The organism is Comamonas koreensis (assembly GCF_014076495.1).
In the GTDB taxonomy this organism is placed as follows: Bacteria; Pseudomonadota; Gammaproteobacteria; order Burkholderiales; family Burkholderiaceae_C; genus Comamonas; species Comamonas squillarum.
In genome coordinates this window covers 1,966,399-1,984,115 of the sequence record NZ_CP043575.1, presented here as the reverse complement: position 1 = coordinate 1,984,115, position 17,717 = coordinate 1,966,399, and the positions used below count along the sequence as shown (strand labels likewise).

General features: G+C 64.2%; 12 protein-coding genes. 3 read left to right on the top strand and 9 right to left on the bottom strand.

From position 1 onward, the window contains the following. Positions 1-28: 28 nt before the first annotated feature. Positions 29-853, bottom strand: a complete 825-nt coding sequence (locus F0Q04_RS08860; RefSeq protein ID WP_182345200.1) for a 2OG-Fe(II) oxygenase — start codon at positions 851-853, stop codon at positions 29-31. Then, positions 846-2,018, bottom strand: coding sequence for a bifunctional DNA-binding transcriptional regulator/O6-methylguanine-DNA methyltransferase Ada (gene ada / locus F0Q04_RS08855; RefSeq protein ID WP_116924871.1), 1,173 nt, complete (start codon positions 2,016-2,018; stop codon positions 846-848). The genes F0Q04_RS08860 and ada overlap by 8 nt, the downstream gene beginning before the upstream one ends. 107 nt (positions 2,019-2,125) lie before the next feature. On the opposite strand from ada, the gene kynA reads away from it, so the two are divergent. Together kynA and F0Q04_RS08845 are read left to right on the top strand one after the other, a co-directional pair. Continuing rightward, positions 2,126-2,986 carry a tryptophan 2,3-dioxygenase gene (gene kynA / locus F0Q04_RS08850; RefSeq protein WP_182345199.1) on the top strand — a complete coding sequence of 287 codons (861 nt, stop codon included), beginning with the start codon at positions 2,126-2,128 and terminating at the stop codon, positions 2,984-2,986. A gap of 307 nt (positions 2,987-3,293) precedes the next feature. After that, positions 3,294-4,565: an MFS transporter gene (locus F0Q04_RS08845; RefSeq protein WP_182345198.1), complete on the top strand. Its 1,272-nt coding sequence runs from the start codon at positions 3,294-3,296 to the stop codon at positions 4,563-4,565. Between the two features lie 46 nt (positions 4,566-4,611). On the opposite strand, the gene F0Q04_RS08840 is transcribed toward F0Q04_RS08845, so the two are convergent. The 5 genes from F0Q04_RS08840 to F0Q04_RS08820 form a co-directional block, all read right to left on the bottom strand. Continuing rightward, a complete protein-coding gene (locus F0Q04_RS08840; protein ID WP_116924868.1) occupies positions 4,612-5,820 on the bottom strand; it encodes an FAD-dependent monooxygenase in 1,209 nt (402 codons plus the stop codon). A 99-nt stretch (positions 5,821-5,919) separates the two neighbouring features. Continuing rightward, a complete protein-coding gene (locus F0Q04_RS08835; protein ID WP_232539558.1) occupies positions 5,920-8,778 on the bottom strand; it encodes a putative bifunctional diguanylate cyclase/phosphodiesterase in 2,859 nt (952 codons plus the stop codon). 157 nt (positions 8,779-8,935) lie between these two features. Continuing rightward, a complete protein-coding gene (locus F0Q04_RS08830; protein ID WP_182345197.1) occupies positions 8,936-11,860 on the bottom strand; it encodes an aconitate hydratase in 2,925 nt (974 codons plus the stop codon). Between the two features lie 487 nt (positions 11,861-12,347). Beyond that, a complete protein-coding gene (locus F0Q04_RS08825; protein WP_021027731.1) occupies positions 12,348-12,635 on the bottom strand; it encodes an H-NS family nucleoid-associated regulatory protein in 288 nt (95 codons plus the stop codon). Between the two features lie 121 nt (positions 12,636-12,756). Then, complete coding sequence (locus F0Q04_RS08820) at positions 12,757-14,064, bottom strand: hemolysin family protein (protein ID WP_269780264.1); 1,308 nt, start codon at positions 14,062-14,064, stop codon at positions 12,757-12,759. Positions 14,065-14,090: 26 nt separating this feature from the next. On the opposite strand from F0Q04_RS08820, the gene F0Q04_RS08815 reads away from it, so the two are divergent. Further along, positions 14,091-14,933 carry a symmetrical bis(5'-nucleosyl)-tetraphosphatase gene (locus tag F0Q04_RS08815; RefSeq protein ID WP_182345196.1) on the top strand — a complete coding sequence of 281 codons (843 nt, stop codon included), beginning with the start codon at positions 14,091-14,093 and terminating at the stop codon, positions 14,931-14,933. A 60-nt stretch (positions 14,934-14,993) separates the two neighbouring features. Here F0Q04_RS08815 and F0Q04_RS08810 read toward each other — a convergent pair whose 3' ends face one another. Next, a complete protein-coding gene (locus F0Q04_RS08810; protein ID WP_116924864.1) occupies positions 14,994-16,445 on the bottom strand; it encodes a DEAD/DEAH box helicase in 1,452 nt (483 codons plus the stop codon). Between the two features lie 185 nt (positions 16,446-16,630). Continuing rightward, on the bottom strand, positions 16,631-17,509 hold the full coding sequence (locus F0Q04_RS08805; RefSeq protein ID WP_116924863.1) for a neutral zinc metallopeptidase: 879 nt from the start codon (positions 17,507-17,509) through the stop codon (positions 16,631-16,633). Positions 17,510-17,717 lie beyond the last annotated feature (208 nt).

The window sequence follows — 17,717 nt, the reverse complement described above, 5'->3', positions numbered from 1 at the left end:
GGCGATAAAGTCAGGGCTGTTTCAGTGTTTACTCCGCATCGTGGAACACGATGCCCAGCGTGTGGCGCTGCCCGCGCAGTACCGTGGACACCCCATGCCGGTGCTGCACCCGGTAGCTGCCGCGCGTGCCTCGTACCGGCCGCTCGCGCACCGCAATGATGGCCGCATCACCGCGCTGCAGCGGCAGCACCTGCACGCGCGACTGCATGCGGGGGCGCTGCTCGGTCAGCACCAGCTCGCCCCCGTCAAAATCCTCGCCCGGCTGCGACAGCAGCACAATCACCTGCAGCGGAAACACCAGCGCGCCATACAGGTCCTGGTGCAGGCAGTTGTAATCGCCCGCGCCATAGCGCAGCAGCAGCGGTGTGGGCCGCCGCTGGCCGGCTGCATGGCACTGCGCCAGCAAGGCCGCATGCTGCGCAGGCCAAGGCGGCGCGGCGGCTGCGAGCTGCGCGCGCCATTGCTCCGCCACGGGCTGCAAGCGGGCATAGAGTGCCGTGCGCAGAGCCTGCAGCAGCGCTGGCAGCGGGTAGGCAAAGTACTGGTACTCGCCCCGGCCAAAGGCGTGGCGCTGCATCTGGATGCGGCTGCGAAAATGCGCCGCTTCGCCATACATCGCGGCCATCTGCTGGCATTGCGCGGCATCCAGCAAACCGGGTAGCAGGCCCCAGCCCTGGCGGTTCAGCTCACTGCCCACAGCGGCCCAGTCATAGCGCTGCAGGGCGGCTTCACCCGCTGCATCTGCGCCATCCGCGTCGGCTTTTGCGGGGGCGGTGGGCTGCAACAGCGGCGCGCTGGCCTCGGCATCCAGCGGCAATGCAACCTGTGCAGCGCTGGCCGTGCGCTTACCCATGGCGCGCCACCCGTGGCGCCTGCGGTGCCAGCTCGGCCTCGTGCTGCAGCAGCGCGCGCTTGCGGTCCACGCCCCAGCGGTAGCCGGAGAGGCCGCCGTCATTGCGCACCACGCGGTGGCAGGGAATGGCCACGGCAATCGCATTGGCCGCGCAGGCGCCAGCAACGGCGCGGCTGGCCTGGGGCATGCCCAGCTTGCGCGCCAGCTCGCTGTAGCTGACGGTGCTGCCGACGGGAATCAGTCGCAGCGCCTGCCAGACCTGCTGCTGAAACGCGGTGCCGCGCACATCCAGCGGCAGCGCCAGGCCGCGCGTGGGTTCATCGACAAAGCCGATGACCTGGGCCATCCAGCGCTCAAAGGCTGCGTCGCCCCCGGCCAGCTGGGCTTTGGGAAAACGCTGCTGCAGGTCCTGCACCAGCGCATCGGCATCGTCGCCTAGCAAGATCGCGCAAATGCCCTGCGCGGTGGCGGCCACCAGGATGGGGCCGAGGCTGCATTCGGCCACGCCAAAGCGGATCTGCTGCGCGGCGCCCCCTGTGCGGTACTGGCGCGGGGTCATGCCCAGCACGGCCTGGCTGTCGCGGTAGAGCTGCGCGGTGCTGGCAAAGCCGGCATCAAAGATCGCATCGATGACGCGGGGCGCTTCTTGCGCATCGCCCAGCGCCGTTTGCAGGCGCTGGCGGCGCTGGGCCTTGGCATAGGCCTTGGGCGATACGCCGACGGCCGCCTTGAAGACGCGCTGCAGATGGAAGGGGCTCATGCCGGCGCGCTCGGCCAGCTCGGCCAGGCTGGGCTCGTCTTCGGCGCTGGCGATCCAGTCGCAGAGCTGGGCCATCAACGCCGCATGGCCGGGCTTGGCCGCCGCTTCGGGCTGGCAGCGCTTGCAGGCGCGGTAGCCGGCGGCCTGGGCCTGCGCTGCAGTGTCGAAAAAGCTGACGTTCTCGGGCTTGGCCAGGCGCGAGCTGCAGGAGGGCCGGCAAAAAACGCCGGTGCTGCGCACCGCATAGACAAAGCGGCCATCGGCTGCGGCCTGGCGGCCCTGTACATCGGCCCAGCGCGGATCGGCCAGGGTTTGCTGCGCGCGGGAGGCAGCTAACGCGGCAGCACCGCGCGCCGCAGGGGTGTCAGAAGTGGCGCTGGGTGTGGATGGGACAGACGGTTTCATGCGAATCACCTCAGTACAATCGATGCAGCCACTTTAGGCCTTGCGGCCCGGTTGTGCAGTGCCATTCTTGCGCTGCAATTGACGCCGCTTGCACTGCCCCACACACTATGCGAGACACCCCCAGCAAGCCCGAATCCATTGTGCATGAAGAGCGCGCCCAGCTCGATTTCAGCAAAGACATGAGCTATGGCGACTACCTGCACCTGGACGAGATCCTCAACGCCCAGCACCCGCTGTCGCCCGCGCACGACGAGATGCTGTTCATCGTGCAGCACCAGACCAGCGAGCTGTGGATGAAGCTGATGCTCCATGAGCTGCGCGCCGCCATGCAGGCCATGGCCAATCCGGCAGACAATACCAAGCCCGAGGCCTTCAAGATGCTCGCGCGCGTCTCGCGCATCATGGAGCAGCTGGTCAATGCCTGGACCGTGCTCTCGACAATGACCCCGCCCGAGTACACGGCCATGCGCCCCTACCTGGCCAACTCCAGCGGCTTCCAAAGCGCGCAGTACCGCAGCATCGAGTTCTCGCTGGGCAACAAGAACGCCGCCATGCTCAAGCCCCATGCACACCGGGCAGACCTGCTGGCCCAGGTGCAGGCGGCTTACGAGTCGCCCTCGCTCTACGACATTGCGCTGCAGCTGCTGGCCCGCGAAGGCATTGCCGTGCCGGCCGAGGCGCTGCAGCGCGACTGGACCCAGCCCTACGCCGAGAGCGAAGGGGTCCAGCAGGCCTGGATCACCGTCTACCGCGATCCGCACAAGTACTGGGATCTGTACCAGCTGGGCGAGAAGCTGACCGATATCGAGGATGCCTTCCGGCTCTGGCGCTTCCGCCACCTGACCACCGTCGAGCGCGTGATCGGCTTCAAGCGCGGCACCGGCGGCACCGGCGGCGTGAGTTACTTGAAGAAAATGCTCGACGTCGTGCTCTTCCCCGAGATCTGGACGCTGCGCACCCACCTCTGAGGCACGGCGGCCCGCCAGTCCACCCAGGGTTGCCCCAAGTGACACCGCGCCGTGCAGAGCCGGCCAGAGTCCTCTATAGTGACAGGCGCATATAACAAGCCGCGCCAGCCCCCTGCTGGCCAATGGCGCATATTAAGAGGCGCTTACATCACCCAGCAAACCGAAGGTTAGCGGTTGAGACGAGGCATCAAGCCGCAGACAGTACAAACGTACGGCAAAGCTTGAGAGCGGCGTATCAAGGGTTATGTTAGCGACTCCAATAGGACCGGCACCTTCTGGCCCTGGCTTGTTTCGCTCACTCTCAGCCATGCCGGTTCCACCTACACCCTCCCCCACCGGGCGCCCCGCGGCACCCTCGTCCACCCTGCTCTGGGCCATGCTGCTGACCCTGCTGTCGGCCTTCTCGCTGAGCCAGGCCTTCCGCACCGTCACCTCCATCATTGCCGATGGGCTGCGCACCGATTTCGGGCTGTCGGCCGAGTCGCTGGGCGCCTTTGCCGGGCTGTTCGGCCTGTCGTTTGGCGTCACGCAGCTGTTCATGGGCGTGGGCATGGACCTGTATGGCCTGCGCAAGACCGTGCTCACCGCCTTCCCGCTGGCCATTGCCGGCTCGCTGATCTCGGCGCTTGCGCCCAGCTACCACGGGCTGATGCTGGGCCAGCTGCTGATCGGCATTGGCTGCTCGCCGGCGTTTTTGGCCTGCACGATGTTCATTGCGCGCCATTTCCCGAGCGACCGCTTTGCGTTCATGTCTGGCGTCGGCATGGGCGTGGGCGGCCTGGGCCTGCTGTTTACCGGCACGCCGCTGGCCTGGCTGGTGCAGCACTACGGCTGGCGCTGGGGCTTTGGCCTGCTGGCGGTGCTCTGCGCGATGTCCTGGATAGCGATCTTTTTGCGCGTGCACGAGCCGCACCTGCCCAGCGATGACCTGCCCAAGCCCAGCTGGCTCACCGCCGTCAAGGGTTTTGGCGGCCTGCTGCTGGTGCCGCACACCTGGGCGATCGCCATCATGGGTATGGTGGGCTATGCCTCGTTTCTGACGGTGCGCGGGCTCTGGCTCAGCCCCATGCTGATCGACCGCTATGGCTTCTCGCTGGTGGCGACTGGCAACGTGGCCCTGATCGTCTCGATGATCTCGCTGTTCACGCCCTCGGTCTTTGGCCGGCTCGATCCGGGCCCGGCCCGGCGCCGGCGCCGCATCATCGCCGGGGCGGCGGTGATGGCCTGCACCTTCTGCGCGCTGGCCTTTGTGCACCATGCGGCGGCCACCGTGGCGCTGATCATGTTCATGGGCCTGGCCTCGGGCTACTCGGTGCTGCAGTACGCCGATGTGCGCTCCTCCTACCCCAAGGAGACCACCGGCCGCGCGCTGTCGGTCTACACGATGGCGATGTTCCTGGGTGTGGCGCTGATGCAGTGGCTCTCGGGCATCGTCGCGTCGTACGCGCAGCAGCACGGCGGCGAGATCTACCAGTATGTGATGCTGTTTGTCGCGGGCATGCTGATGCTCGGCTGCCTGGCCTTCCGCTTTTTGCCGCAGTCGCCGCTGCTGGCGCAGCAGGCGTCGGCGCGCAGTTAAGGCCCCATCGGGACTTGCGCGGTTTGCGCGGCTTGGCAAGCCCGCACTACAGCACCGAGGCCGATGAACCATCGCCCCGGTACAGCCAGGGCACATCCATCAGCTTGGCGCCCAGCGCGCGCAGCGCCGTATCGCGCCCCAGGGCCACCAGGCCGCGTGCATGGAAAATCTCGCCATTGCGGATCGCCCGCGCCTGCACCCGGGCATTGCGCTGCCAGCGGTTGAGCGCATAGCGCCGCAGGCGCAGTGGCATCTCCAGGTCGTGCATGGTCAAGGCCCGCTGCAGCTCGGCTGCATCTTCAATCGCCATGCCGGCGCCCTGGGCCAGGTAGGGCCGCATCGGGTGGGCGGCATCGCCCAGCAGCGCGACCAGGCCTTGCGCCATCTCCTGGGGGCCGGTCATCGGTGCGCGATCAGCCAGCGGCCAGAGGCGCCAGGCAGCGCCTGTGGCACTGACCGCTTCCACCAGCCCCAGCAACTGGCGATGCGCACCGGCCAGGCACCGCAGCAGATCGGCGCCGTTGCCGGCATGGTCCCAGTGCTCCAGGTCATCGGGCGCGGCGCCCTCGACAATGATGACCAGGTTCTGCATGTCGCCGCCGCGCACGGGGTACTGCACTGCATGAAAGCGCGGCCCCATCCAGGCGCTGACCACGTCGGTGCGCAGGGCCGCCGGCAGATCGCTCTGGCGTACCAGCGCCCGGTAGGCCAGGTGGCCGGTCACGCGCGGGGGCGCATCATGGAGCAGGCGCAGCCGCGTGCGGCTCCAGATGCCATCGGCCCCCACCAGCGCATCGCCCTCGATCTGCTTGCCCTGCTTGGTGGTGAGGGTGACGACGCGGCCGTTGTCCTCGTGGTAGTCCACGGCGTTGTCCAGGTTGAGGTGCAGATCGGCGCTGGGCCGCACCGCATCGAGCAGCAGCTGGTGCAGGTCGGCGCGGTGGATGGTGGCGTAGGCTGCGCCGTAGCGCGCCACCGCGTGTGCACCCAAGTCCAGCCGGGCCAGCTCCTGGCCGCTGATGGCATTGCGCGAGACCAGCGCCTGCGGAAAGGCTGCCACCGCCTGCAGCGGCCTTTGCAGGCCCCAGGCCTGCAGGCGCCGCACGACGTTGGGGCCCAGCTGCACACCGGCGCCCACCTCGCTGAACTGCGCAGCGCGCTCAAACAGGCGCACCTCAGTGCCCGCGCGAAGGGCGGCCAGCGCAGCAGCCAGGCCGCCGATACCGCCGCCGGCGATCAAAATCTGTTCATGCATACCGCCATTGTGCCCAGATTGCAGGGCCTGCCTTGTGCGCTAGCGCAACTGCCCCGCGCCTGGCTGCAGCAGCCCACACAACTGTGTCGGCCGTGGGGCTCAAGCAGGCCGGTAGCTGGCGAAGCCGTGCAGGCGCTCGAACTCGCCAATCGGCACCGGGCGGCCAAAGTGGAAGCCCTGGAAGCGCTTGCAGCCGTTGCTGACGAGGAAATCCACCTGCTCGGAGTTCTCCACGCCTTCGGCCACCACTTCGAGCTCCAGGCTGTGGGCCAGCGCCAGGATGGTGCGCACAATCACCGCGTCGCTGACGTCGCTCAGCACATCGCTGACAAAGCTGCGGTCGATCTTCAGCTGGTCGAGCGGCAGGCGCTTGAGGTAGGACAGCGACGAGTAGCCGACGCCAAAGTCATCGAGCGAGAAGCCCACGCCGCGCTCCTTGAGCTGGCGCATGCGGTTGACGGTTTCATTGACATCGCCCAGCAGCAGGTTCTCGGTCAGCTCCAGCTTCAGGCGTGCGGGGTTGGCACCCGTCTGCGCGACAATGCCCAGCACCTCGTCAACAAAGCCCTGGTTATGGAACTGCCGGGGGCTCACATTGACCGACATGGTCAGCGCCTGGGTGGAGGGGCTGGCGGCCCACAGCGCCAGCTGCTCGCAGGCGGTGCGCATCACGAAGTTGCCCAGGTCGACAATCAGCCCGGTCTGCTCGGCCAGGTCGATGAACTCGATCGGCATGACCAGGCCACGCGCCGGGTGGCGCCAGCGCACCAAGGCTTCCGCGCCCACCAGGCTGCCGCTGCCATTCATCACCGGCTGGTAGTAAACCTGCAGCTCGCCGTCGTGGATGGCCTGGCGCAGGTCGCTTTCCAGATTGGCGCGTGCATTGACGATGGCCTGCATCTGCGGATCAAAGAAGCGCTGCGTGTTGCGGCCGGCCGATTTCGCCTCGTACATCGCCAGGTCGGCGCGCTTGAGCAGCTCCTGCACCGTCAGCGATTCTTGGTCGCCAAACACGGTCACGCCAATGCTGGGCGTGCTGTGGTGGGACTGGCCGTCGAGCACAAAGGGCTGCTTGAAACGGGTGATCACATGCTCGACCACCGAGCGCACATGGGCTTCAGCCTGCACGCGCTCGGCGCCCAGGTTCTCGACCAGCACGACAAACTCGTCACCGCCAAAGCGCGCCACCACATCGCCGCTGCGCACGCTGGCAATCAGGCGCTTGCCCACTTCGCACAGCAGCCGGTCACCCTTTTGGTGGCCCAGCGAATCATTGAGGTCCTTGAAATTGTCCAGATCGATGAACAGCAGCGCCGCATAGGTGCCGCGCTGCTTGCAGGCGATGATCGACCATTCGAGCCGGTCCATCAGCATGCGGCGGTTGGGCAGGCCAGTGAGCACATCGAAGAACTCCAGGCGCTCGATTTCCTTGCGGGCGCGGCTGCGCTCGGCCAGATCGCGGCAGATGCACAGCAGTCCGGTGACCTCGCCATTGGCAGCACGGATGGCCGATTTGGTGATCTCGAAACGGCCCTGGTAGCCATTGTCGGCAAACTGCAAGGTCTCTTCATAGACCACCGGCGTGTCGGCATTGCGCGCACGCAGATCAGTCTCCCAATCGGAGGGCATGCGCCCTTGCAGGCCCAGGTCCGAGGTCGTGCGGCCGATGATCTGCGCGTGTGCCAGGCCCACCAGGCGCTCAAAGGCCTGGTTGCAGTGCAAAAAGCGCCCATCGGCCCCCTTGAGCACGACCAGGTCCGGGATGGCACTGACCAGCGACACCAGTTGCGACTGCTGCTCCTGCACGCGGCCGACCATCAGTTTTTGCATCGACACATCGTGCGAGAGCAGCATGAAGGCATGCGCATCGCGCCCTTGCGGGGCGACCAAGATATCGGTCTGGAAGTGGCGCAGGCCCTGGGGCGTATCCATGCTTTGCTCAAAGGCGAGCGACTGCCCCGCGCGCAAGCGTGCGAGCCAATCGGGCGCCTGGTTGCGCAGGCTAGGCGCCAGCGCTTCGGTCCAGGGCTGGTCCACCAGGCTGGGCACGCCCAGCCAGTCGAGCTGGGTGCGGTTGGCATGGACGATGGCGCCCGAGCCGTCGACCCGCACGACACCAATGGGGGCCTGCTCCAGCCACTCCTCACCTTGCAGGCGCGCAGGATGGGCCGAGGCCCAGCCCACCAGGCTGTGGCGCAGCGAGGCCATGACCAGCACCAGGGCCAGCACCGACAACGCATAGCACCAAGCCGCCTGCTCCAGCAGCATGGCCCAGTGGCTGCCCGCGCCCAGCAAGATGGCTGCTGCGCCCACGGCCAAGGCGGCCGCGAGTCTCAACACCGTCCAGCGGCCGGACTGGCCCGCAAAATGGCGGCTCTGCAGCGCAGCCCAGGCGCAGCAGGCCAGCATGCCCAGCGGCAAGACATAGCGGCGCATGCCTTCCAGATCGACCAGGCCCTGCGCTACCCCTGCCGTGACCGCCACCAAGAGCGCCAGCGCCGTGAGCACCGCGCCATTGCTTTGCAGGTGCAACCAATGGCTGGCTCGGGGCACGGCGCCCGGGCTATTGCGCCGCGCAGACGACAATAAATCTATGGAGACTATCAATAGGCATATTGATAGCAAAATATTGACCGCCAGCTCCAGCCACAAGGCCGGCCGGCTGCCGTGTTCAGACAGCCGCAGCGGCAGCGCCAGCAACACCGCAAAGCCGCCCAGCGCGACGGCACTGCAGACCCACAGCGGCCGGCCCATGAATGCACTGCCGGCCGTGCCCTGCAGCAACAGGCGCCCGCCCCAACCCAAGGTGGCAAGAGCTGCGAGCAGCAGCAGCACCTGTATCCAGGTCTGCAGCGCCCGGGCAAAGCCCACGCCCTGCGCATCGGTAGACACCAGCCCCGCCAACAGCACCCCGCCAGCGAGCAGACACCACATGATCCGCGTGTGGATCTCGTGCATGCGCCTGCCTAGCGACAAGGGGGTGTAGGGATGGGCCATAGTTGGCTAAATGTAATTAAAAGTAAACTAACGTCCATCTATTTGACCAGTAACGGTCAACAAATGCAAACGGGCCTCGTCGTAACAAGGCCCGTGTCAGTCGCGTGTAGGTCAACTCTTACAGCAATTGGCGTAAAACGAAGGGGAGTATACCGCCGTCCTTGTAGTATTCGACCTCGATAGGCGTGTCAATACGCAACACCAGCTCGGCTTCGGTAACGCTGCCATCGGCGCGCTGGATGACCAGTTTGGCCTTGCTGCGCGGCGCCAGCGACGGGTCGGGCACGATGTCGATCAGCTCGTCGCCGCGCAGGTTCAGACTCTCCCAGCTTTCCCCTTGCTTGAACTGCAGCGGCAGCACGCCCATACCCACCAGATTGGCGCGGTGGATGCGCTCGAAACTGCGCGCCACCACTGCCTTGATACCCAGCAACTGGGTGCCCTTGGCCGCCCAGTCGCGGCTCGAACCCGTGCCGTATTCCTCCCCGGCAAACACCACGGTGGGCGTGCCCGCTGCCATATAGCGCATGGCAGCATCGTAAATGAAGAGCTTGCTGCCTTGTTCCTCGCCCGGATTTTGGTAGAGCGTCAGGCCACCCTCTTCGCGTGAGCCGTCCGGCTTGGCCGCCAGCATCAGGTTCTTGATGCGCACATTGGCGAAGGTGCCGCGCATCATCACCTCATGGTTACCGCGGCGCGATCCATAGCTGTTGAAGTCGCTCTTCTTGACGCCGTTGGCCAGCAGCCATTGGCCGGCGGGCGAGCTGTCCTTGATCGATCCAGCGGGCGAGATATGGTCAGTGGTAATCGAATCACCAAATAAAGCCATCACTCTGGCCTTGCGCACCGCATTGTCGCGCTGCTCGGCACGCGGCTCGGGCGCTGCCAGCGAGAAGTCCTTGAAAAAGGGGGGCTCGGCAATATAGGTGCTCTGCGGCCAGGTATAGGTGGCGCCGGTCACGCCCTTGATCTTTTCCCAGAGTTTGCCCGGCTCGCTGCTGACCTTTTCGTAGTTGGCGCGGAAAGCCTTGCCGTTCATCGCAAATTTCATCAGCTTCTGCACCTCGTCGGTCGTCGGCCAGATATCGCCCAGGTAGACGTCGCGGCCATTCTTGCCCTGGCCCACCGGCTCGGTCATCAGGTCCTTGCGCACATTGCCGGCAATCGCATAGGCCACCACCAGCGGCGGACTGGCCAGGAAGTTGGCGCGGATATTGGGGTGGATGCGCGCCTCGAAGTTGCGGTTGCCCGACAGCACGGCCGCACAGACCAGGTCATGGTGCTGGATGGCGCTGTTGAATTCCGGCAGCAGATCGCCAGCATTGCCGATGCAGGTGGTGCAGCCATAACCGGCGATATTGAAGCCCAGTTGCTCCAGATAGGGCAGCAGACCCGACTCGGTCAAATACAAGGTCACCAGGCGCGAGCCAGGAGCCAGCGATGTCTTGATGTGCGACTGCACACGCAGGCCAGCCTTGACGGCCTTCTTGGCCAGCAAGCCTGCAGCCAGCATCACGCTGGGGTTGGAGGTGTTGGTGCAGCTGGTGATGGCGGCAATCAGCACATCGCCGTTGTGCAGGTCCACATCGCGCCCTTCGATGCGCTCGGCATGGGCATCGGCCGCATCCAGGCTGGCTTCTTCATCCACCACCGCGGGCTTGTTGGCGACCATCTCCTCGGCATTGCGCGGCGAGCCGGCCGGCAAGGGCTTGGTGGACGGCTCGGCCGTCTCGCCCGCGCCATTGATGCGCACCTTGACGGGCCGGGCAAGCTGGTCTGCAGGCAGGTTGAAGCCGTTTTGGGCCCCCGGCGCGCTGAACAGCATGTCAAACTTGGCAGCCACCTGGCCGATCTCGATACGGTCCTGGGGCCGCTTGGGGCCCGCCAGGCTGGGCGCCACCGTGCCCAGGTCCAGCCGCACGACCTGGGAGTAATCAATGTCTCCCGCCCGGGGCACGCCATACAGGCCCTGGGCTTTGAAGTACGCTTCAAAGGCGGCAATCTCGGCCTTGCTGCGGCCCGTACCTTCAAAGTAGTCCATGGTCTTGTCATCGACCGGGAAGAAGCCCATCGTGGCGCCATACTCGGGCGCCATGTTGCCGATGGTGGCGCGGTCAGGCACCGACAGGCTGCGCGTGCCCTCGCCAAAGAACTCGACAAACTTGCCCACGACCTTTTCACGGCGCAGCATCTCGGTGACGGTCAGCACCAGGTCGGTGGCGGTCACGCCTTCGCGCAGGCTGCCCGAGAGCTCAAAGCCCACCACATCAGGCGTGAGGAAGTAGACCGGCTGGCCCAGCATCGCAGCTTCGGCCTCGATACCGCCCACGCCCCAGGCCACCACGCCCACACCATTGATCATCGTCGTGTGGCTGTCAGTGCCCACCAGCGAGTCGGGGTAGTAGACATGGTGCTTGTCCTGGTGCACGCCGCGCGCGAGGTATTCCAGATTGACCTGGTGCACGATGCCAAAGCCCGGCGGCACCACGCCAAAGGTGTCAAAGGCCTGCATGCCCCATTTCATGAACTGGTAGCGCTCGTTGTTGCGCTCGAACTCCAGCTTCATGTTCAGGTCCAGCGCGTTCTTGCTGCCGTAGTAATCGACCATGATCGAGTGGTCCACCACCAGATCGACAGGCACCAGCGGCTCGATGGCGCTGGCGTTCTTGCCCATGCGCTCGGCCGTGCTGCGCATCGCAGCCAGGTCGGCGAGCAGCGGCACGCCGGTGAAATCCTGCAGCACCACGCGTGCCACGACAAAGGGAATCTCTTCGGTGCGTTCGGCCTGCGGCTTCCAGTTGGCCAGCTGCTCCACATGCTCGGGCAGCACGCGCTGGCCATCGCAGTTGCGCAAGACCGACTCCAGCACAATGCGCAGGGACATCGGCAGGCGCTGGATATTGGGGAATTGTTTGCTCAGCTCGGGCAGCGAATAGAACTTGGCCTTGCCACCTTTGCCAGACTTCTTGGACGAAGGGATCGAGAGGGCTTGGAGGGTCGAGGCGAAGGCGTGTTGCGCTGCCTCATGATCACCTGATTTCATCGTGACTCCTGTTTTACGCGTATTAGACGGAACGCTGCAAACAGTCTACTCCCGGGCCTGGTCCTGCATATGTCATCCAAAGGCTAAGCCCTGCAATCCCAGGTGCAATCGCAGGAGTGATCGCAATGCGATTTGCGCATTCCCATTAACCATCCATACCGGACACCATGGGCATCGAAATGCGACCCACTCCGCAAACTGCCAATCCGCTGCCAGGCCTCCATAAAATCTACAAAATCGTAAAAAAAATGAATAAGCCTATAGATTAGCAAATGCAATTATAGCAAGGCACTATGAGCAATTGCATACATTTAGCATCGCTCAGATATGATGGATCGCTCAACGGATAGTTAGCAACAATCCACTCCTACAAAAATAGGAGAAATGAAGAAGAGATGTAGGAATTTTTATAAAGCTGCCCGACAAGTCGACCCCGCAACGAAAAAAAACCTGCCGAAGCAGGTTTTTTCTTTGAAGGACGCCCCACTTAAATCGCGAACTTTTCACGATCCTGGCCTTCAATCCACTTTGGCGCCTTGCCACGGCCCGTCCAGGTAGCGCCCGTTGCTGGGTCGCGGTACTTGGGAGCGACTTTAGAGCCTGCGGAAGCCGAGCGGCCACGTGCAGGAGGGAATACATCCTGTTCGGTCAGGCCGTAATCTGCCACAAGCTTGCGCACCTGGTCGACAGCGGTCTTCAGTTCGTTGCGACGAACTTCTTCACGCTGTTGTTGCAGTGCTGCCAGTTGGGCATCGATTTCCTTCAAAGTAGGCATGTTTAATATCCATTCAATTCGGTTAACGTTTGCAGTATACCTAAAAATGCAATAACCAAGTAAGTCCACACATTTTTCTATTTAAAGGAATGGTAAACCTGGATCCCCCTACCTGTAACTTTCAGTAATCGAGTGCCATCACGTCCAGCCTGGCGATTACCTTGTCGACGCGCTTGCCTTCCAGCGCCAGAACCTCAAATACCCAACCCGCGCAATAAATCTTTTCACCCAACGGCGGCAGATGGCCCGATTCGGCCATCAACATGCCAGCCAAGGTGTTATAGCGGCCCTTGTCCTCATCGGGCAACTCCTTGATTTCCAAACGCGCCTTCAATTCGGATACCGGCATCAGGCCATCAAGGTACCAGGAGCCATCGTCGTTCTGTACCGCCCAGGCTTCGCTGGCGGCCCCGGGTTTAAGCTCGCCGGTAATCGCTTCGAGCAAGTCACGCGGCGTGATGATGCCTTGCACGACCCCGTATTCATCGACAACAAAAATCATGCGGCCCGCGCGCGCGCGGAACTGCTCGAGCAGTTCAAAGCCGCTGAGCGTTTCGGGCACGTAGCTGGCCGCCAAGGCCACCTTCGCAATCGCGGTGTTGTGCGTATCGACGACGTCGAGCAGGTGTGCCACGCTGACCAGGCCCACCACGTTGTCCAGCGATTCGCGGCAGACGGGATACCAGGAATGCGCCCCCTTGCCACTGGAGGCACGCACCGCATGCAAGGCCTCGGCCACGGTCAGATTGGCATCGAGCCATTCCACATCGCCCCGGGGCACCATCATCGAGATCAGTGGGCGGTCATCCAGATGGAACACGTTCTGCACCATCTGGTGTTCGTGGTGCTCGATCACGCCCGCGTCTCGCCCTTCATCGAGGCTGGCGACGATTTCCTCTTCGGTCACCGTGCGGTCCGATTCATCCTTGATGCGCAGAAGGCGCAGCACGCCTTGTGCAGAAATGGCCAGCAGCCAGACAAAAGGCTTGGCGATGCGCGACACCCAGGTGAGCGGCAGCGCAATGAGGCGCGACGACGCCTCGGGGTACATCTGTCCAATGCGCTTGGGCACCAGCTCGCCAAACACAATGGTCATGAAGGTAATGACAATGATCACCGTGGTGGTGGCCACCACCGACGCAAACGAGGCCGGCATGCCCCAGGTGATCAGCGATTGCGCCAGCCCGTCGCTGAAGGCCGCTTCACCAAAAATGCCGTTGAGCATGCCGATCGAGGTAATACCCACCTGAATCGAGGACAGAAATTGGGTAGGATTGCTCAGCAGATCCAGCGCCGCCTTGGCGCCCTTGTCGCCACTTTCGGCCATGGCCAGCAAACGGGACTTGCGGCTGCTGGCCAGCGCCAGCTCGGACATGGCAAAGACCCCGTTGAGCAAGGTCAAAAGCGCGATCAAGAGTACGTCTAACAAAATAGTTCACAGGTAGTTCAACAAGCATGTCACTTTACTGTATCGGCGATATCCAAGGCTGCGATAGCGCTTTGGGCCGTCTGTTGGCCAAAATCGACTTCTCCCCCAGCCGCGACACGGTCTATCTGCTGGGCGACCTGGTCAACCGGGGCCCCGAATCGGCCCAGACCCTGCGCCGCTGCATAGACGCGGACGGCAGCATCCAGGCCCTTCTGGGCAACCATGACCTGCACCTGCTGGCGGCTGCCCATGGCCGGCGCAAGTTCTCCCGGCGCGACACCTTGCTGGAAGTGCTGCAGGCACCCGATGCCGCACAGCTCTTGGCATGGCTGCGCCAGCAGCCGCTGGCGCGTACGCACACAGTGGCGGGTGAAAAACTGCTGATGGTGCATGCCGGCGTGCACCGCAGCTGGAATGCTGCCGACACGCTGCGTTATGCGGCCGAGGTGGAAGCGGTGCTGCGCAGCGAAGAGCTGACCAGCTTCTTGCAAGCCATGTACGGCAATATCCCTGCGCAATGGGATCCGGAGCTCACGGGCATGGAGCGTCTGCGCATGATCACCAACGTGCTCACGCGCATGCGCTTTTGCCATGCCGATGGCAGCCTGGACTTTGACAGTACCGAGAGCCTGGCCGATGCCCCCGAAGGTCTGACCGCCTGGTTTGACCTGCCCGGGCGCGCCACTGCCAACACCACCATTGCCTTTGGCCACTGGTCCACCCTGGGCGATCTGCAGCGCCCCCATCTGCTGGCGCTCGATACCGGCTGCGTCTGGGGTGGCTGCCTGAGCGCGATGCGCTTTGGCAATACGCTGGCCGAGCGCGAGCTGATCCATGTCGATTGCGAGCAGGCCCAGCAGCCGGGATGAGCGCGACAAAAAAAGGCCTCAGCGGTTAGCTGAGGCCTTGGTCCATCGTCGTTACCGAGATTATTCAGATGCTGGCGAAGGCTTGAACAGCGCAGCGACCTTGCGGCGTGGCTTGATGCCGGGGCCACGTGCTGGCGCCGGCTTGGCGTTCGCATCCCAGGCAGCGGGCTCAGCGGCCTTGGGCTCGTACGGCTTGTCAAAGAACGGATCACGCGAGACGGGTGCCGGGCGGTAGCGCTCACGGCGGTCCTGCGCGTCGTCCTCGCGCGGCGCGCGGCGGTCGCGGCTGCGCGAGCTGTCGCGCTCACGGCCAGCTTCACGCTCACGGCGTTCGCGGTTGCCATCGTTGAAGCGCTCGCGCTGGGGCTGCTCGTCCAGCGCAAAGTTCTCGACGTCGATCTTCTTCTTGATCAGCTTCTCGATGTCCGACACATGGCGGGCATCGGCATGGGAGACCAGCGTGACGGCCAGACCGGATGCGCCAGCACGGCCGGTGCGGCCAATGCGGTGCACATAGTCTTCGGCATTGAAGGGCACATCAAAGTTGAAGACGGCGGGCACATCCTTGATGTCCAGACCACGGGCGGCCACATCGGTGCAGACGAGCAGATCGACTTCGCCTTGCTTGAAGGCTTCGAGCGCCTTGAGGCGTTCATCCTGGCTCTTGTCGCCGTGCAGCGCTGCGGCACGCAGGCCCTCACGCTCCAGCGTACGCGCCAGGCGCGAGCAACCCAGCTTGCTGTTGACGAACACAAAGGCCTGGCGGATCTTGCGCTCGCGCAGCACCTTGGTCAGCACACGGCGCTTGTCATCGTCAGAGGCAGCGTAGAAGCGCTGCTCGACGGTGGACGCGGTTTCGTTGGGGCGTGCAACCTCGATCGTGACCGGGTCTTGCAGGTAGCTGCCGGCCAGGCGCTTGATCTCGGGCGAGAACGTGGCCGAGAACAGCAAGGTGATGCGCTTTTTGGGCAGGAAGGACAGGATGCGCTGCAGATCGGGCAGAAAACCAATGTCGAGCATGCGGTCGGCCTCGTCCAGCACCACGTACTCCACCTGGTTGAGCACCGCGTTCTTGGCCTCGATGTGGTCCAGCAGGCGACCGGGGGTCGCCACCAGGATTTCCACACCCTTTTTAAGCTCCAGGGTTTGCGGTTTCATGTCCATGCCGCCAAACACCACGGTGCTGCGCAGCTTGGTGTGTTTGGCGAACTGGGCAATCTGCTGGGCGACCTGGTCGGCCAGTTCACGCGTAGGCAGCAGCACCAGCGCACGCACCGGATGGCGCGCGGGCGATGCCGAGCTGTTTTCGTGCACCATCATCCGCTGGAGCAGCGGCAATGAGAAAGCAGCTGTCTTGCCCGTGCCAGTTTGTGCAGCACCCATGACGTCTTTCCCAGTCAGCACCACAGGGATGGCCTGTGCCTGAATGGGAGTCATGGATGCGTAGCCCATCTCGGAGATGGCTTTGGCCAGGGGCTCGGCCAGATGAAGGTTGGAGAAAGAATTTGTCATGTAAGCCCCCTATTGTCGCACTGCAGACAAATCGGCGCTTGGCTTAACCCTGTCTTGCCTTACGGATTCGCACGCGGCCCCTGAAAATCCTGGCTGGCCAGCGTAGAAACGGGCGCCGCCAGCCTGCAGCGGAAGGCCGCAGCGGATCGGCCCAGCCCGATTTTTAGCGGCCGGGGCCAAGTGCATCACAGGCTGCCGGCCTGGAAGGTATCGCAAGACTGGACGCTGCCGGTCTTGTAGCCCTGCGTGAACCAGCGCACGCGCTGGGCGCTGGAGCCGTGGGTGAAGCTGTCGGGGCGCACGGTGCCGGTGGCTTCGCGCTGCAGCTTGTCATCACCGATCTGCTGAGCGGCATTCACGGCCGATTCAATGTCGCCCTGCTCCAGCCAGCTCTTGGCCTGCTGGGAATGGTTGGCCCAGATGCCGGCATAGCAGTCGGCCTGCAGCTCCAGCCGCACCGACAGCGCATTTTGCTCGCGCTCGCTGATGCGGCCACGCATCGCATCGACCTTGCCCGAGATACCCAGCAGGTTCTGTACATGGTGGCCCACCTCGTGCGCCACCACATAAGCGCGCGCAAACTCACCGGGCGCGCCCAGCTGGCGGCTCATGGTGTTGAAGAAATCCATGTCCAGGTACACCTTCTGGTCACCGGGGCAGTAGAACGGACCCATCGCCGACTGGCCGGTACCGCAGGCGGTGCGCGTGACGCCGGTGAACAGCACCAGGCGAGGCGCGCGGTACTGGGCGCCACCCTTGGTGAAGATATCGCTCCAGACATCTTCGGTCGAGGCCAGCACGGTGGAGACAAACTTGGCCCCCTGGTCATTGGCCGGTGGCGCCTTGGCCGGGCCTTGCTGCGTGGGCGCGGGCGAGCCCCCCCCCGAGAGCACGCCGATGGTGGTGAGCGGGTTGATGCCAAACACCCCCCAGCCAATCAGCGCCAGCACCACGGTGCCAATGCCGATGCTGCGCCCGCCCAGGCCAAAGCCTCCACCGCCCCCGCCACCACTGCCGCGGCGGTCTTCCACATTGCTCGATTCGCGGTTGCCTTCCCATTTCATGGTCGCTCTCCTTGCAGTGCCCTGGCACTGCCTCTGTTATTGATCCGTCTACAGTAGCGCATTTGCGGTGGCCCAGCGCGTAAGACCGGCTCCCGAGCGCGCAGAAAATGGGCCCGCAGCGCCCCCATTGAAGAAAATTTGCAAAGGCCCTGGCGACGCTGCCACCCTCCAGTAAAAAAGCCACTCCAAAACGGGAGTGGCTGTGGGG

Bases quoted from the DNA above. Each gene is read 5' to 3' on its own strand.
- F0Q04_RS08860 (WP_182345200.1), bottom strand. From the start codon at position 853: ATGGGTAAGCGCACGGCCAGCGCTGCACAGGTTGCATTGCCGCTGGAT.
- ada (WP_116924871.1), bottom strand. From the start codon at position 2,018: ATGAAACCGTCTGTCCCATCCACACCCAGCGCCACTTCTGACACCCCT.
- kynA (WP_182345199.1), top strand. From the start codon at position 2,126: ATGCGAGACACCCCCAGCAAGCCCGAATCCATTGTGCATGAAGAGCGC.
- F0Q04_RS08845 (WP_182345198.1), top strand. From the start codon at position 3,294: ATGCCGGTTCCACCTACACCCTCCCCCACCGGGCGCCCCGCGGCACCC.
- F0Q04_RS08840 (WP_116924868.1), bottom strand. From the start codon at position 5,820: ATGCATGAACAGATTTTGATCGCCGGCGGCGGTATCGGCGGCCTGGCT.
- F0Q04_RS08835 (WP_232539558.1), bottom strand. From the start codon at position 8,778: ATGCACGAGATCCACACGCGGATCATGTGGTGTCTGCTCGCTGGCGGG.
- F0Q04_RS08830 (WP_182345197.1), bottom strand. From the start codon at position 11,860: ATGAAATCAGGTGATCATGAGGCAGCGCAACACGCCTTCGCCTCGACC.
- F0Q04_RS08825 (WP_021027731.1), bottom strand. From the start codon at position 12,635: ATGCCTACTTTGAAGGAAATCGATGCCCAACTGGCAGCACTGCAACAA.
- F0Q04_RS08815 (WP_182345196.1), top strand. From the start codon at position 14,091: ATGTCACTTTACTGTATCGGCGATATCCAAGGCTGCGATAGCGCTTTG.
- F0Q04_RS08810 (WP_116924864.1), bottom strand. From the start codon at position 16,445: ATGACAAATTCTTTCTCCAACCTTCATCTGGCCGAGCCCCTGGCCAAA.
- F0Q04_RS08805 (WP_116924863.1), bottom strand. From the start codon at position 17,509: ATGAAATGGGAAGGCAACCGCGAATCGAGCAATGTGGAAGACCGCCGC.